Source organism: Streptomyces sp. NPDC031121 (assembly GCF_055570615.1).
On sequence record NZ_JBVIGV010000009.1, the window covers coordinates 209,580 to 224,964 of the forward strand.

At 74.2% G+C, this 15,385-nt stretch carries 11 protein-coding genes and 1 pseudogene; 5 read left to right on the plus strand and 7 right to left on the minus strand.

Annotated elements, in window-relative coordinates; all coding sequences use genetic code 11:
- Positions 1-69: 69 nt before the first annotated feature.
- The 3 genes from ACZ462_RS18765 (at position 70) to ACZ462_RS18775 (ending at position 4,228) form a co-directional block, all read left to right on the plus strand.
- Complete coding sequence (locus tag ACZ462_RS18765) at positions 70-1,749, plus strand: acyl-CoA synthetase (protein ID WP_467804332.1); 1,680 nt, start codon at positions 70-72, stop codon at positions 1,747-1,749.
- A 196-nt stretch (positions 1,750-1,945) separates the two neighbouring features.
- Complete coding sequence (paaK, locus tag ACZ462_RS18770; protein WP_467804331.1) at positions 1,946-3,247, plus strand: phenylacetate--CoA ligase PaaK; 1,302 nt, start codon at positions 1,946-1,948, stop codon at positions 3,245-3,247.
- Positions 3,248-3,445: 198 nt separating this feature from the next.
- Entirely contained in the window at positions 3,446-4,228 is a 783-nt protein-coding gene (locus ACZ462_RS18775; protein WP_467804404.1) for a YhjD/YihY/BrkB family envelope integrity protein, read from the plus strand.
- A gap of 88 nt (positions 4,229-4,316) precedes the next feature.
- Here the strand turns inward: ACZ462_RS18775 and ACZ462_RS18780 are convergent.
- The 5 genes and pseudogenes from ACZ462_RS18780 to ACZ462_RS18800 all read right to left on the minus strand — a co-directional run.
- Positions 4,317-4,951: pseudogene (locus ACZ462_RS18780) on the minus strand (calcium:cation antiporter); the annotation flags it as partial.
- A gap of 171 nt (positions 4,952-5,122) precedes the next feature.
- Positions 5,123-5,971, minus strand: a complete 849-nt coding sequence (locus ACZ462_RS18785) for a putative RNA methyltransferase (RefSeq protein ID WP_467804330.1) — start codon at positions 5,969-5,971, stop codon at positions 5,123-5,125.
- Positions 5,972-6,263: 292 nt separating this feature from the next.
- Positions 6,264-6,818: a hypothetical protein gene (locus ACZ462_RS18790; protein WP_467804329.1), complete on the minus strand. Its 555-nt coding sequence runs from the start codon at positions 6,816-6,818 to the stop codon at positions 6,264-6,266.
- Positions 6,819-7,302: 484 nt separating this feature from the next.
- Positions 7,303-8,895, minus strand: coding sequence for an acyl-CoA synthetase (locus ACZ462_RS18795; RefSeq protein ID WP_467804328.1), 1,593 nt, complete (start codon positions 8,893-8,895; stop codon positions 7,303-7,305).
- Positions 8,896-8,921: 26 nt separating this feature from the next.
- On the minus strand, positions 8,922-10,028 hold the full coding sequence (locus tag ACZ462_RS18800) for a nitronate monooxygenase (protein WP_467804327.1): 1,107 nt from the start codon (positions 10,026-10,028) through the stop codon (positions 8,922-8,924).
- A gap of 146 nt (positions 10,029-10,174) precedes the next feature.
- Here ACZ462_RS18800 and ACZ462_RS18805 point away from each other — a divergent pair, with 146 nt between their 5' ends.
- Complete coding sequence (locus ACZ462_RS18805; RefSeq protein ID WP_467804326.1) at positions 10,175-12,052, plus strand: serine hydrolase domain-containing protein; 1,878 nt, start codon at positions 10,175-10,177, stop codon at positions 12,050-12,052.
- Positions 12,053-12,075: 23 nt separating this feature from the next.
- Here the strand turns inward: ACZ462_RS18805 and ACZ462_RS18810 are convergent, their stop codons facing one another.
- Both ACZ462_RS18810 and ACZ462_RS18815 read right to left on the minus strand, forming a co-directional pair.
- A complete protein-coding gene (locus ACZ462_RS18810; RefSeq protein ID WP_467804324.1) occupies positions 12,076-12,993 on the minus strand; it encodes a nitroreductase/quinone reductase family protein in 918 nt (305 codons plus the stop codon).
- Between the two features lie 478 nt (positions 12,994-13,471).
- On the minus strand, positions 13,472-14,098 hold the full coding sequence (locus tag ACZ462_RS18815) for a TetR/AcrR family transcriptional regulator (protein WP_467804323.1): 627 nt from the start codon (positions 14,096-14,098) through the stop codon (positions 13,472-13,474).
- A gap of 96 nt (positions 14,099-14,194) precedes the next feature.
- Between ACZ462_RS18815 and ACZ462_RS18820 the strand changes: the two genes are divergently transcribed.
- Positions 14,195-15,382 (plus strand): FAD-dependent oxidoreductase, encoded by a 1,188-nt coding sequence (locus tag ACZ462_RS18820; RefSeq protein ID WP_467804322.1) that lies wholly within the window; start codon positions 14,195-14,197, stop codon positions 15,380-15,382.
- Positions 15,383-15,385: the final 3 nt, after the last annotated feature.

The following is a 15,385-nucleotide window of genomic DNA, read 5'->3' on the forward strand; positions in this document are numbered from 1 at the left end:
TGTAATGACCGCCCGGCGGTCCCGCGGGCCGCTCGTCGTGCGGGCCAGTCCCGGGGTGAGGGAGGAACGGTGGAGTACAACCTTGCCGACCTGTTCGAATCGGTCGCGGACGCGGTCCCCGAGCGCGAGGCCCTGCTGTACGTGGACCACCCGGGGACCGGTGCCGAGCGCCGCCTCACGTACGCGCAGCTGGACGCGGCGGCGAACCGCATCGCCCACCACCTGCTCGGGAGCGGCCTGCGGCCCGGCGAGCACGTGGGCCTGCACCTGTACAACGGGGTCGAGTACCTCCAGACCGTGCTCGCCTGCCTCAAGGCCCGTCTGGTACCGGTGAACGTCAACTACCGGTACGTCGAGGAGGAACTGGTCTACCTCTACAACGACGCCGACCTCGCCGCGCTCGTCTTCGACGGCGAGTTCACCGGGCGGGTCGCGGCGGCGCTGCCGCACACGCCGCGGCTGCGGCACCTGCTGCGCGTCGGCGCGGCGCCCGAGGGGGCGCCCGGGCCGGTGATCGCGCCGGTGGCGTACGGGGACGCCGAGGCGGCGGGCTCGCCGGCGCGCGGGTTCGCACCGCGCTCCCCCGACGACCTGTTCATCATCTACACGGGCGGCACGACCGGGCTGCCCAAGGGCGTCATGTGGCGGGCGGAGGACCTGTTCTTCGCGGGCCTGTTCGGCGGCGATCCGTCGGGCGAGCCGGTGAAGCGGCCCGGGGAACTGGCCGAGCGGGCGGCTGCGCGCGGGGCCGGGCTGGCCTTCTTCCCGGCCCCGCCGCTGATGCACGGCACGTCCACGCTCACGTCGTTCATCGCGTTCGACTACGGGCAGCGGGTGGTCCTGCACCGCAAGTACGTGCCCGAGGAGGTGCTGCGCACGATCGAGAAGGAGCGGGTGTCGAGCGTGTCGCTGGTCGGCGACGCGATGCTGCGGCCGCTGGTGGACGCCCTGGAGGGGCCGCTGCGGGGGACGGACCTGTCCGCCCTGTTCAGCGTCTCGTCGTCCGGGGCGGTCCTGTCGGACTCGGTGGCGGCGGCCTTCCGGAGGCTTGCCCCGCACGTGCTGCTGCTGAACAACTTCGGCTCGTCGGAATCCGGTTCCAACGGGAGGGCGGCCGACGACGCCGGGCCCGAGCGCGGCTTCCGGCTGGTGGTCAACGACCGCACGCGGGTGGTGGACCCGGTGACCCGCGAGCCGGTGCCGGCCGGGGTGCCGGGGCGGCTCGCGCAGCGCGGGCACGTTCCGCTCGGCTACTACAACGACCCGGCGAAGACGGCGGAGACGTTCTTCGTGAAGGACGGCGAGCGGTGGGTGCTGCTGGGCGACATGGCGACGGTGGACGGGGACGGCGTCGTCACCGTGCTGGGGCGGGGCTCGCAGTGCATCAACACGGGCGGCGAGAAGGTGTACCCGGAGGAGGTCGAGCAGGCGCTGAAGGCGCACCCGGGGGTGTACGACGCCCTGGTCGCCGGGGTGCCCGACCCCCGGTGGGGGAGCCGGGTCGCGGCGGTGGTGCAGCTGCGCGAGGGCGCGCCCGCGCCGACCCTGGAGGAGGTCCAGGCGCACTGCCGGACCAGGCTGGCGGGGTACAAGATCCCGCGGCGGCTGGTCATCGCGCCGCAGGTGCAGCGGTCGCCGAGCGGGAAGGCGGACTACCGGTGGGCGAAGGCCGTGGCCGCCGGGGCGGCCGGCGCGGCGGGATCGGACGCGCGGGCCGACGAGGCAGGGAGTGCGGCCGAGGCGGAGTGACGCCGCCCTCCGGGGCGGGGCCGGCCTGCCGCTGATTCCGGCCGTTCCGCGCGGTCGTCGCCGGCACAGGACTGCCGGCTTGCGACGCCGTCCCCCGCAATGCGATCACTCGTTCGAGTCATTGCCTTCGGTCGCCGGAGTGGGGCAATCTACCGAATGATCGGTCGGTTCCACGGCTCATGACGGGGTGAGGGCAATGACGGTGCACGGGGATCTGCGGGACGCGGGCGAGCGGCTCGGCGCGGCGGAGCTGGCCGCACTCCAGCTGGACCGGCTGCGGGCCACGCTGGCCCGGGCGTACGAGCGGGTGCCGTTCTACCGGCAGGCCTTCGACAAGGCGGGCGTGCATCCGGACGACTGCCGCTCCCTGGCGGACCTGGCGCGCTTCCCGTTCACCACGAAGGCGGACCTGCGCGACCAGTACCCGTTCGGGATGTTCGCGGTGCCGCGGGCCGACGTGCGCCGGATCCACGCCTCCAGCGGCACGACGGGCCGGCCGACGGTGGTCGGGTACACCGAGCGGGACCTGTCCACCTGGGCGGATGTCGTGGCCCGCTCGATACGCGCGGCCGGCGGCCGCCCCGGCCAGATCGTGCACGTCGCGTACGGGTACGGGCTGTTCACCGGCGGGCTGGGGGCGCACTGCGGTGCGGAGCGGCTGGGGTGCACCGTGGTGCCCGCGTCGGGCGGGATGACGGACCGCCAGGTCCGCCTCATCCAGGACTTCCGGCCGGAGGTCGTCATGGTGACCCCCTCCTACATGCTGACGCTGATCGACGAGATGGAGCGGCAGGGCATAGACCCGCGGTCCACCTCGCTGCGGACGGGCATCTTCGGGGCGGAGCCGTGGACGGAGGCGATGCGGCGCGAGATCGAGGACCGGCTGGGCATCGACGCCGTCGACATCTACGGCCTGTCCGAGGTGATCGGCCCGGGCGTGGCGCAGGAGTTCGCCGAGACGAAGGACGGCCTGCACGTGTGGGAGGACCATTTCTATCCGGAGGTGGTGGACCCGCTGACGGGAGAACCGCTGCCGGAGGGTGAGCCCGGGGAGCTGGTGTTCACGTCGCTGACGAAGGAGGCCATGCCGGTCATCCGCTACCGCACGCGCGACCTGACCCGGCTGCTGCCGGGCACGGCCAGGCCGGCGTTCCGGCGTATGGAGCGGGTGACCGGCCGGAGCGACGACATGATCATCCTGCGCGGGGTGAACCTGTACCCGACACAGATCGAGGAGGTCCTGCTGCGGAAACCGGCACTGGCCCCGCACTTCCAGCTGCGGCTGACCCGGGAAGGCCGGCTGGACGTGCTGACGGTGCGCGTGGAGGCGCGCCGGGAGGCGGACGCCCGCCTGCGGGAGGAGTCGGCGGCCGCCGTCGTCCGGGCGGTCAAGGAGGGCATCGGGGTGACGGTGGAGGTGGAGGTCGTCGACCCGGAGACGCTGGAGCGGTCGGTGGGGAAGATCAGGCGGGTGGCGGACCTGCGCGGCGACCGGTGACGGCCGGACCGGCCCGGCCCGGTGTGGCACCCGGCCCGGTGTGGCCCCCGGTCCGGTGTGGCCCGGTCCGGCAGGAGCTGAGCGCGGGCAGCAGCACCCGTTCGGCCCTACTTCGGCCGGGCGTCCGGGAGCCCCCGGGCCGGCCCGGGTAGTCCATGAGGCGTGATCCCCAAGCTCCGACGGCTCCACGACCGGCTCATGGCCTCGTACGCCGGGCTGGCCTGGAGTCGGGGCCGGGAGATGGAGCTGATGCACCGGGCCATGGGCTTCGCCGCCCTGGGGTTCCTGACCCTGGTGCCGCTGCTGGTCGTGGTGGCGGCGGCCGCGCCCGGCTCCGGCTCCGGCTTCGGGCGCTGGCTCGGGCAGGCCCTCGGGGTGAGCGTGTCCTCGCGGGCCCGCGTGGAGATGCTGTTCGGTGCGGCCGACCTGGCACTGGAGCGGACGACCGCGTTCGGCCTCGCGGCCCTCGCGGTGTTCGGGCTGACGTTCGGGTGGGCCGTGCAACGGGGCTACGAGAAGGTGTGGGACCTGCCGACGGCCCGCTGGCACACCATGTGGCGGCACGTCGTGTGGCTGGCCCTGCTGGTCGGCTACCTCGCCGTGCTCGTGGGGATGCCCACCGCACAGGACGGCGCCACCGCCGCCCTCGCCACCGCGGGGGACCTCGCAGGAACCTGCCTGTTCTTCTGGGGGTCCCAGCGGCTCCTGCTGGGCGGGCGGGTCCGCTGGCGGGCCCTCCTGCCCGGAGCGGTGGCGACCAGCCTCGGGCTGCTCGGGCTGCGGATCTTCTCCCAGCTGGTGTTCTCCCCGCTGATCGCCTCCAACGCCGTCACGTACGGGCCGTTCGGCACGCTGCTGGTCGTCCAGTCGTGGCTCGTCGGCGTCGGGTTCGTCGTCTTCGGCGGCGGCCTGGTGGGCCGGTTGGCCCACGAGCACCTCACCCGCCGCCGCCTCGGCCACACGGGCCGGCCGATCGACTGACGCCCCGGCGAGCAGCTCCGCCTCCGACACGTCCCCGCGGAGGGGACCACGATGGCGGTGACCGCCGCGATCCAGCGTGGATCGGCGGTCAGGGGCTGACGGCGAGGAAGAGGTAGGCGGCCAGGAGGACCAGATGGACGCCGCCCTGGAGGAGCGTCGCCCGGCCCGGCGCGATGGTGAGGGCGCTGACGGCCACCGTCAGGGCGAGCAGCACCATGTGGACGGGGCCGAGGCCGAGGAGCAGCAGCCCCGGAAGCCACAGCGAGGCCCGTGCGATCGCCGGGATGGTCAGGCCGATGCTGGCGAGGGCGGAGCCGTACGCGAGGTTGAGGCTGGTCTGGACGCGGTCGCGGCGGGCGGCCCGCACCGCGGCGAGCGTCTCGGGGAGCAGGACGAGTAGGGCGAGGGAGGCGACGGTGGTGATGGCGGCGCCCGAGCCCTCCGCGTTGAAGACGGCGACGCGATTGCGGAGCGCGCCGACGAGCAGGGACAGGCCGGCGATGCCGTTGCAGGTGATCACGATGGCGGCGAACACGGTTTCCCGGGCGAGGGAGGCGGACTTGTCGCCCCCGTCGGCCATCAGGGTGACGACGAGGGCCACTTCGATGACGGTGACGGAGACGGCGAGGACGAGGGAGCCGAACGGCTCACCCGCCCGGTGTGCGACAACCTCCGCATGGTGCACGGCAGGAGCACCGCACCCGCCTGGGCTGATGTGAGGAGTAAATGCCTCGGCCGGTGAGTACGCAGAGTGATGACTGGCTCCCAGGTCACCGTCGCACTGTTCTGCGTGTCTCCGAACTCACCGGCCTGAACTGCCTTGACATCACCAGCCGAGCGGGCGGCCAACCGGAACCTGACCAGAGCGCTGTACCAAGGCGGCTGATGTCGTGGTCACCGAGGCCGGTAGGTGGTGGCCAGCACGGAGACGGTGGCCTGGTCGGGCAGGAGGCCGTCACCGTAAAGGTCTATGCGGTTCAGGTGGCGTGCGCTCGGCGTCATTCCCACCAGGTCGAGAACCTCTTGCCTGGCCAAGGACGCGACGTACTCGACCCTCTGCGTCTCGGCGGCCTCGAAGAAAGGATCCAGTGCCCTGTGCAGGCGCTGTTCCTTGGCCGGATCGATCGTGACCATCGCGGGCACCTGACCGCGTAGCTCGGCCAGGTGCTGCTGGGCAGGACGTACCACGATCAACCGGCCGGTCGGGCGCAGTACCCGGTGGAACTCGGATGGGTTGCGCGGGGCGAACACGTCCAGCACGACGTCAGCCACCCGGTCCGCCAGGGGGAAGGGCCGGAAGACGTCCCAGCTCGCCGAGGCGGCTCGCTGATGGGCTCGGGCTGACGAGCGCAGCGCGTGCACCGAGGTGTCGAGGCCCAGACCGCGGGCGCCGGACACCTGGTCGAGTACGCCGGCCAGGTAGTACCCCGTACCGCAACCGACGTCCACGACTGTGCCCCGGTCAGGTACGGCGTCGGCGGCCAGCTGAGCCACAGCCTGGCGGATGGGCGCGTACCTGCCGGTGTGCAGGAATCGGTCCCGGGCACGGACCATGGCCGCGTCGTCTCCGCTGATGGCGCGGGTGCCTGTCAGGAGGCTGACATAGCCGTGGCGGGCGATATCGAAGGTGTGGCCCGCCGTGCAGCGCAGAGCGCCATGGCCGAAGTGGATGCGAGCGCGGCACGTCGGGCAGCGCAACAGGTCGAGGAACGGTTCGAGGGCAGGGGGAAGCAACGCAGGCACAAGGCACTCCTGGCAACGGTGAAGGGAAGGGAGCGTGCCTGCACGCGCGTTCAGGAAGTTGCCGCTTCAGGAAGAAACGAGCCCCCGCGTCCAGCCGCCTCGGTACGGGCAGCGCTAGGAAACCGGTTCACGCAGCAGGCACACCAAGGAGGGCGACGCCGTCCGGCATCGCCCTCAACGCCTCCTGATCACAGAAAGCAGCAGTGCGGGGTGCTCATGAATGCCACGCACCGATTCTACGGGCTCGCGGAAAGCCCTTTGCCCCGCCGCTTTCGGGAACCGTCGAACAACGTCACGGCCGCTCGGTGGTGGCGTGGAGGGCCGGGTTGTAGGCGGGTGGGGGTATGTGGAGTCCTTCGGTGGTGTAGTCGCCGAACTCGACCCACCTCGCCGCATCGCCGAAACCATCGACGAGGTCGACACGGTCGCCGTGCCGCCGATACCTGGACCACGTCGCCCATCGCCCCGGCTCTTTCATCACGTCGAACGGACTGCGACGCTCACCGTCCGGCACCACCAGCAGCCCGGCCAGGCGAGGCCGAGCCGAGCCCACTCGCTCGGCGATCCCGGCACAGATTTTGCCCTCCCCCGCGTCTTGATGGAGCCCGCCATCCGGTCCAGCGTGGAAAACCCCGGCAATTCCGAGCCCGCGCGGACAAGCTCTTCCCAGCGCGACATTCATCAGGTCCACCACCGAGGCACGGACCGGCGCCGCCTCCTCCATCGCGGCAGCGGCAATCCCACGGGCCCGGGCCGGGTCGTGCAGAAAGCCCGGGTACTCCCGGATCCACGAGCGATAGCGCTTCGCCGTCCGCTCCTCCGCCGCAGGCCCGACGTCCTCCGGCAAACCCGCCGCCACACGCACACAGGCAACGACCACAGCCGGAACCTCGTCGAGGCCCGGGAAATAGCCAAGCCGGGATCAGGACTTCAGCAACACCAGCAGCACGGAGGAGCGATTCCGGGCGGCCATAAGTCCGCTTCACCGCGCCCGTTTCGCGCGTATCTCCTCCGCACCCCCGCCAGGCACAACGCGACGAGGGCCACCGCGATGCCCGGCAGCTCCCGCCCCCAGCTGAACGCCATGGCGCGGACCTCGGCGACGGGCACCAGAACGGTCCAGTCGGGAACGGGAAGTTTGCGGCTGCCGAACTCATGCCCCCAACCTGCCACGATCAGCCCTTCCCGCCTGAACTTGCGAACGTGGCGAAGGAACAGGAACCACCTGACTGCCCGACGCGGCGCGGCCGGCGTCCGTCCGGTGCTCCGCGGGGGCCGGGCCGCGTGGTGCGGCGAGGAAGTCCGTGTAGGGGCCGGCCGTTGGTCGGCGGTCAGACCTGGCGGTCCCGGTCCTGCCAGTACGGGGCGCGCAGGTGGCGCTTGTACAGCTTGCCGTTCGGGTCGCGGGGCATTTCCGTGATGAAGTCGACGGTCCTGGGGCGTTTGTAGGCCGCCAGTCGGCCGGCGCAGTGGGCGAGGATGTCGGCGACGAGCGACTCCCCCGGCTCGTGTCCGTCGGCGGGCTCGACGACGGCCTTGACCTCTTCGCCCCAGTCGGCGTGCGGGATGCCGAAGGCGGCGGCGTCGGCCACGGCCGGGTGGGACAGCAGGACGGACTCGATCTCGGCGGGGTAGATGTTGACCCCGCCCGAGATGATCATGTCGATCTTGCGGTCGCGGAGGAACAGGAACCCGTCCTCGTCGAGCACGCCGAGGTCCCCGACGGTGAAGAAGTCGCCGATGCGGTTCCCGCGGGTCTTGGCCTCGTCCTTGTGGTAGCTGAACCCGCCGGTGCTCATCTTCATGTAGACGGTGCCGAGCCGGCCCGGCGGCAGCCGGTTGCCGTCGTCGTCGAAGACGGCGAGTTCGCTGATGGGCCAGGCCCTGCCGACCGTGCCCGGCTTCTTCAGCCAGTCCTCGGCGGTGGCGAACGCGCCGCCGCCCTCGCTGGCCGCGTAGTACTCCTCCACGCAGTGGCCCCACCACTCGATCATGGCCCGTTTGACGTGGTCGGGGCAGGGGGCGGCGCCGTGGACGGCGTGTCGCATGGAGCTCACGTCGTACGCGGAGCGGACCTCCTCCGGCAGGGCGAGGAGGCGGTGGAACTGGGTGGGGACCATGTGGGTGTGGGTGCAGCGGTGGGCCTGGATCAGGCGGAGCATCTCCTGCGGCGTCCACTTGTCCATCAGCACCAGCGGGTGCCCGATGTGCAGGGAGGCGCCCGCGAACTGGAGGACGGCCGTGTGGTAGAGCGGGGAGCACACCAGGTGCACGTTCCCGTCGAAGGGGCGGATCCCGAAGATGCCGAGGAAGCCGCCGAGGTACGTCTCCTCCGGGGCCCGGCCCGGCAGCGGGCGGCGGATGCCGCGGGGGCGGCCGGTGGTGCCGGAGGTGTAGTTCATGACCCAGCCGAGGGTGCGGCCGGCCGGGGGCGCCGAGGGGTGGCCGTCGAGGAGTTCGGCGTACGGGCGGAAGCCGGGCACCGGTCCGACGGCGTAGCGGTGGCTCGCGGGCAGGCCGGCCTCGTCGGCGGCGGCCGCGGCGGCCTCGGCGCAGCGCTCGTGCGCGAGGAGGACCTTGGCGTCGGAGTCGGCAATGATCCAGGCGATCTCGGGCCCGACGAGGTGGTGGTTGACGGGGACGAGGTAGAAGCCGGCCTGGGAGGCGGCGAGGTAGGCGGTGAGGAACTCGGGGCCGTTGGGCAGGACGGCGGCGAAGGCGTCACCGGCGGCGAGGCCGGCGGCGCGCAGGCCGTGGACGAGCCGGTTGGCGTCCGCGTGGAGCCGGCCGGCGGTCCACTCCTCGCCGCCGGGGGTGACCAGCACGGTGCGTGCGGGGTCGGCCGCGGCCTGGGCCCAGAAGCCGTTCGGGGGCTGGGGCCGGCTCCGCGGCCCGCCGCCGGTGGTGTCGCTCGGGCTGCTCACGTTGCACACACCTCTTTCGACGGTTGTCAGGCTCGGCCGGCGATCCGGTTGATGCGGTCGACGGCCTTCTCGAAGCCGCGGGTGAGGTCGTCGACGACGGCCTGGACGCTGCGCTCGCTGGTCATCCGGCCGACGATCTGCCCGACGGGAGTCCCGAGCAGCGGCTGGACCTCGTACTTCTGGATGCGGGTGAGCGCCTCGGCGACGAGGAGGCCCTGGAGGGGCATGGGCAGGGCGCCTGGTCCGTCCGGGTCGTCCCAGGCGTCGGTCCACGCGGTGCGCAGCTGGCGGGCCGGCTTGCCGGTGAGGGCGCGGGAGCGGACGGTGTCGCCGGAGCCGGCGGCGAGGAGCTTGCGGGTGAGGGCGCGGGAGTGCAGGTCGGCCTCGGTGGTGGTGAGCCAGAGGGAGCCGAGCCAGACGCCCTGGGCGCCGAGGGCGAGGCCGGCGGCGATCTGCTCGCCGCTGCCGATGCCGCCGGCGGCGAGGACGGGGAGCGGGGCCACGGCCTCGGCGATCTCGGGGACGAGGACCATGGTGGCGATCTCGCCGGTGTGGCCGCCGGCCTCGTACCCCTGGGCGACGACGATGTCGATGCCGGCGTCGGCGTGGCGGCGGGCGTGCTTGGCGCTGCCGGCGAGCGCGGCGACGAGGACGCCGCGGTCGTGGGCGCGGGCGATGACGTCGGCCGGCGGGGAACCGAGGGCGTTGGCCAGGAGTTTGACGGGGTAGTCGAAGGCGACGTCGAGCTGGCTGCGGGCGACCTGCTCCATCCAGCCGGTGATCCTCCAGCCGGAGGCCTCGCCGTCGGGCAGTTCGGGGACGTGGTGCTTGGCGAGGGTGTCGCGGACGAAGGAGCGGTGCCGGGCCGGGATCATCGCCTCGATCTCGGCTTCGCCGATGCCGTCGACGGCCTTGGCGGCGGGCATGACGATGTCGAGGCCGTAGGGCCGGCCGCCGGTGTGGGCGTCCAGCCAGTCGAGGTCGCGCCGCAGGTCGTCGGGGGAGGTGTAGCGGACCGCGCCGAGCACGCCGAACCCGCCCGCGCGGGTGAGGGCGGCGGCGACGGCGGGGAAAGGGGTGAAGCCGAAGAGGGCGTACGGGACTCCCAGCTGTTTGCTCAGCTCCGTCTGCATGGGCGGCAGCATGCCGCAGAGCGGCGGCCCACGGAAGACTTTTTCTGATGCAGCGTCAGATTCTTTGCGGGGGTGCGCGTGCGGCCCGCGCGCCCCGTGCGGGCAGATACTTCGAGAGGCCGACGGGCCGGACGGGAGGCCAGGCGATGGAGGCACGGACGGGGGCCGGGAGCGGCACGGCGCCGAACGGCTCGGGAGTGGAGCGCGGGGGCGCCCCGCCGCCGGGGCGGGGCGACGGCGGTCCCGCTCTGAGCCGGCGGCGGCTAGGCGGCCGGCTGCTCGCCCTCGGAGGGGTACTGCTGCTGCACGGCGCGCTGCCCGGGGCCGCGGGGGCCGCGGGCAGCCCGGTGGAGCGGCACGCCCTCCAGGGGCTGCGGCTGCGCTACGGCCCGGCCCGCCGGGCCGGCCTCGTCGAGCGGTACCTGGACGAGGCGGCGCAGGAGGCCGCGCGGTTCCTCGGCCCCTCCCCCGAGCACCCGTACTACGCCGGGGCGGTCGTCCTCGCGGGCCGCGGCCGGACCGTCGCCCTGCACCGGGCGATGGGCCATGCCGTCCGGTACGCGGACTACGACGGCCGCACCGACACCGCGCGCGAGCTGCCGCCGCAGGAGCGGATCCCGATGGCGGAGGACACCGTGTTCGACCTGGCCTCCCTCACCAAGCTGTTCACCTCGCTGCTCGCCGCCCAGCAGATGGAGCGCGGCCGGCTGGAGCTGGAGGCGCCCGTCGACCGCTACCTGCCCGAGTTCACCGGCGGCGGCAAGGAGCTGATCACCGTCCGGCAGCTGCTCACGCACACGTCGGGGCTGCGCTCCTGGGCGCCGTTCTACCAGGAGCCCACCCGGGAGGGGCAGTTGAGGCTGCTGTGGTCCGTGCGCCCGCAGGAGCCGCCGGGCAGTGTGTACCGGTACTCGGACCTGAACCTGATCACCCTCCAGCTGCTCATCGAGCGGATCACCGGCCGCCCCCTCGACGTCCTGCTCCGCGACGAGATCACCGGCCCGCTCGGCATGCACCGCACCCGCTTCAACCCGCCGCGCTCATGGCGCCGGTCCACGGCGGCCACCGAGGTGCAGCGGCCCCCGTGGTCCGGCCTGGACCGCGGCCTGGTCTGGGGCGAGGTGCACGACGAGAACGCCCACGCCCTCGGCGGCACCGCCGGCCACGCCGGCGTCTTCGGCACGGCCTGGGACCTGGCCGTCCTCGCGCGCACCCTCCTCGACGGCGGCGCGTACGCCGGCCGGCGCATCCTGCGCCCCGCCTCCGTCGAGCTGCTGTTCACGGACTTCAACACCGCCTTCCCCGGCGACGACCACGGCCTGGGCTTCGAGCTGTACCAGCACTGGTACATGGGCGCGATGGCCACCCCGCACTCCGCCGGGCACACCGGTTTCACCGGCACCTCCCTGGTCCTGGACCCGTCCACGGACACCTTCCTGGTGCTGCTCGGCAACTCCGTGCACCCGGTGCGGACGTGGCGGGCGGGCAGCGCGCCGCGGGTCGCGGTCGGCAACCGGCTCGCCCGCGCCGTCCCCGTCCGCACCCGGCACGGCGGCCCCGCCTGGTACTCGGGCATGGAGCCGGGCGCCGCCGGCACGCTGACCCTGCCCCCGCTGGCCCCGGCAACGGCTTCCGCCCGGCTGCGCTGCGCCGTGTGGTGGGACACCGTGCCGGGGGCGGGCTTCCTGCACGTGGAGGCGTCCGCGGACGGCCGGGCGTGGGAACCGCTGCCGTTCAGCACGGTCCGCGCCACGGGCGGCACCGCCGAGGAGTGGCCGCAGGGCCGTCTCGACGGCTGGTCGGGCCGGATCTGGCACCGCCTGGAAGCCCCGCTCGGCGCCGCGTGGGCGGGGCGGCCGGTCCGGCTCCGCTTCCGGCACGAGGCGACCGGCCGCTACGTCGGCCGCGGCGTGTACGTCGATGTCGTACGGGTCTCGGAGCCGGCCCGGCTGCTGTTCTCCGAGGACCGCCCGGCTGACGCGGCCGGCATCGAGGCGGTCGGCTGGAGCCGCTCCGCGGACTGACCCGGCCCGGCCGGCCGGGCCTGTCAGGCGGGCGGGCCCGGCGGGAACGGGATCTCGGCGAGGAGCGGGAGGAGCTGCTCCTCCTCGTAGTCGAGGTGGTTCACCAACTCCTCGCTCAGCCGCTCCAGTTCCGTGCGGAAGCGGCCGGGGTCGGCCGTCGCGGCGTCCGCGAGCAGCACCCCCAGCTCCTGCTGGAGCCGGGCGACGGTGCGGTGTTCGGCGGCGAGCCGCGCGAAGGCGTCCTCCAGGTGCGGGTGGGCGGCGGCGAGCGCGGGGAAGACATGCGCGTCCTCGCCCTTGTGGTGGAACTCGAGCGCCTGGCAGAACGCCAGGCAGTGCTGGCGGATCTGCAGGCCCAGGCCGGGCGCGGGCGGCGGCGCCGCGCCGTCCCGGGCGGCCTCCGCGCGGGCGGCGAAGTGCGCCTCGGTCTCGGCGCGGACGTGCCGCAGCTGCCCCCGCAGCCACACGTGGACCTCCAGGAGCTTGTCGGCCAGGCTGCGGACCTGCGCCGGCCCCTCCCCCGGTGCGGGGTCGGAGCGCTGGAGCACCACGACCGGCAGGGTGCGGGAGGTGCGGTCCTGGTAGGCGGCGTAGCCGGGCTCGGCGGCGGCGACGTACGCGAACAGCCGCTCCCGGTGCGCCCCTTCGGCGGGCACGGCGACGGCCTCGTACTCCTCGGTCGCGGTCTCCACGCGGACGAGGGGGTGGGCGAGCAGGTTGTGGTACCAGGCGGGGTGGCGGTCGTCGCCGAGGTTGGAGGCGACGACGAGCAGCCCCTCGTCGTGGGGGATGCGGCCCAGCGGGGTGGTGTGCTGCCTGCCGGTCCTGGCGCCGGTCGTGGTGAGCAGCAGCAGGTCGGCGCCCTCGAAGGGGCCGCCGACCTTTCCGCCGTTGGCCCGGAACTCTTCGATGACCCGCCGGTTGAAGTCGTCTGCGGACATGGGGAAGCGGTTCTCCTGGATGGTGGGGCGCGCAGGGGCGCGCTGCGGAGGCGGCAGGACCCCGCGGGAGGGGCCGGCCGCGGCTCGTCGGAGCCCGCACACCGGAAGGCGGGTGCGGGGGAGGACGGGCGGGGATGGGCGGGGATGGCTGGGGGCGCCGGGCGCGACGCCGGGCCGGGGCCGGGCGTCGGTTGCGGGCGCCGGGTGTCAGGGGCCGGCTGCTGCCGGTGCCGCGGAGGGCGCGGCGGTGCGGCCGCGCGCCGGGGCGCCTGCTGCCTGCACGGCGCGACGGCGCCGGTACGGGCCGCCTGCGGGACGAGGACTCATGCGGTGTCCTGGGGAGAGGGTGGTCGCCCGATCGCCGGCCGGCCCACTGCTCTTTGGCCGGCGCCACGCGCCACGGATGCCATTAGAACGATCACCCGCCCGGATTGTCAACGTCCGGCGCCGCACTGAGGCCGTCCGCGGGTCCGGGGCCTCAGGCGAGCACCGCGTCGAGCATCCGGCGTGAGGCGGCGGCCAGTTCGGCCGGATCGGGCTCCGGGCGCGAGCGGGCGAGGGCGCCGGCCAGCCTGTCGTAGAGCAGTCCGTCCATCCAGGCGACCAGCAGTTCCGCGGCCTCGCGGGGCCGGGGCGCCCCCAGCGCCGCGAGGACTTCGGCGGCCTTGGCGCGCGGCACCTCCCCGGCGCGGTGGAAGTCGGCCTCCAGTTCGGGGCTGCGGGCCGCCTCCAGGCTCAGTTCGAAGCGGGCGAGCTGCCGGGCGCGCCCTTCGGTCAGCCAGCGGTGGAGGGCGGCGGCCATGGCCGCGGCGACCGCGTCGCGGTCGGGGGCCGCGCCGTCCGCGCCCGCCCCGCCGGCGGTCGTGGAGGGGCCGTCGATGTCCTGTACGTCGAGTTCGGCGAGCCGCTGGTAGCAGGCGCCGATCAGGGCGGTCCGGGTGCGGAAGTAGTACGAGGTGCTGCCCGCGGGGAGTCCGGCGGCGGCGTCGACGGCGCGGTGGGTCAGCCCGCGCAGGCCGGCCGCGGCGACGAGGCCGATCGCCGTGTCCGCGATGAGGGTGCGGCGGTCGGGCCGGGGGGTGCTGCGGGGTGCGGGGCTGGACATGCCGCCACTCTACAGCTGTAGAGTGAGAACCGCCCCTCTACGGATGTAGAGGAAATGCTCAGTGGAGCGCACCGTCGAGGAATCGGGAGGGACGCCATGTCCCAGCGTCATGCGGTCGTGGTGGGTGCGGGCATCGGCGGCCTCACGGCGGCCGTGGCCCTGCACCGCCGCGGCTGGCGGGTCACCGTCTGCGAGCGGGCCCCGGAGCCCCGGGCGGCCGGGGCCGGGATCGTCCTCGCGCCGAACGCCCTGCACGCCTTCGAGGCGATCGGCTTCGACGCCCGCACCGCCGCCGGCCGGGCCGTCCCGGCCGCGCTGGGACTGCGCCGCCGGGACGGCCGCTGGCTCAGCCGCGCCGACACCGCCGCGATCGCGGCCCGCTACGGAGTCCCGCCGCTCGCCGTCTTCCGCCCGGCCCTGACCGCCGGCCTGACCGCCGCGCTCCCCGCGGGCACCGTCCGCTACGGGGCTGCCGTCGACTCCGTCGAAGACCCGGACGGCTCCCCCGTCGTCCGCACCTCCGCGGGCGAGCTCGCCGCCGACGCGGTCCTCGCCGCCGACGGCATCAACAGCCCGACCCGCCGCCGCTTCTTCCCCGGCCACCCCGGGCTGCGGCACAGCGGGGAGACCGCCTGGCGCACCGTGCTGCCGGCCTCCGGCACAGCCCTTCCGGAGGCCGCCGAGACCTGGGGCCGCGGCGAGCGCTTCGGCATCGTCCCCCTCGCCGACGGCCGCGTGTACGTCTACGCTACCGCCGTCGCCCCGGAGGGGTACCGTCCGGCCGACCTCCGCGCCGAGCTGCTGCGCCGCTACGGCACCTGGCACGACCCGATACCGGAGCTCCTGGAGCGGATCGACCCGGCGGCCGTGCTCCGGCACGACCTGTACGACCTCGCCGCGGGGCTGCCCCGCCACCACCGCGGCCGGCTCGCGTGGCTCGGCGACGCCGCCCACGCCATGACGCCCAACCTCGGCCAGGGCGGCTGCCAGGCCGTCGAGGACGCCGTCGTCGTCGCGCACCTGCTGGACGGCGCCCGCACCCCCGCGGACGTGTCCGCCGCGCTGGCCGCGTACAGCGCCGCCCGGTGCGCCCGTACGGACGCCGTCCGGGTGCGCGCCCACCGGGCGGGCCGGATCGCCACGCTGAGGAACCCGCTGGCCGCGGCCGTCCGCGACCTCGCCGTACGGGCCGCACCGGCCGGCCCGGCGCTGCGGGCGATGGACGGGCTGCTCGGCGGGTTCGCACTGCCGCCCCTCCCCCGGCCGGCACCCGCAGAGGCATAACCG

Coding starts and splice junctions, on each gene's coding strand:
- paaK (WP_467804331.1), top strand. CDS start 1,946: ATGACGGTGCACGGGGATCTGCGGGACGCGGGCGAGCGGCTCGGCGCG.
- ACZ462_RS18775 (WP_467804404.1), top strand. CDS start 3,446: ATGGCCTCGTACGCCGGGCTGGCCTGGAGTCGGGGCCGGGAGATGGAG.
- ACZ462_RS18800 (WP_467804327.1), bottom strand. CDS start 10,028: ATGCAGACGGAGCTGAGCAAACAGCTGGGAGTCCCGTACGCCCTCTTC.
- ACZ462_RS18805 (WP_467804326.1), top strand. CDS start 10,175: ATGGAGGCACGGACGGGGGCCGGGAGCGGCACGGCGCCGAACGGCTCG.
- ACZ462_RS18810 (WP_467804324.1), bottom strand. CDS start 12,993: ATGTCCGCAGACGACTTCAACCGGCGGGTCATCGAAGAGTTCCGGGCC.
- ACZ462_RS18815 (WP_467804323.1), bottom strand. CDS start 14,098: ATGTCCAGCCCCGCACCCCGCAGCACCCCCCGGCCCGACCGCCGCACC.
- ACZ462_RS18820 (WP_467804322.1), top strand. CDS start 14,195: ATGTCCCAGCGTCATGCGGTCGTGGTGGGTGCGGGCATCGGCGGCCTC.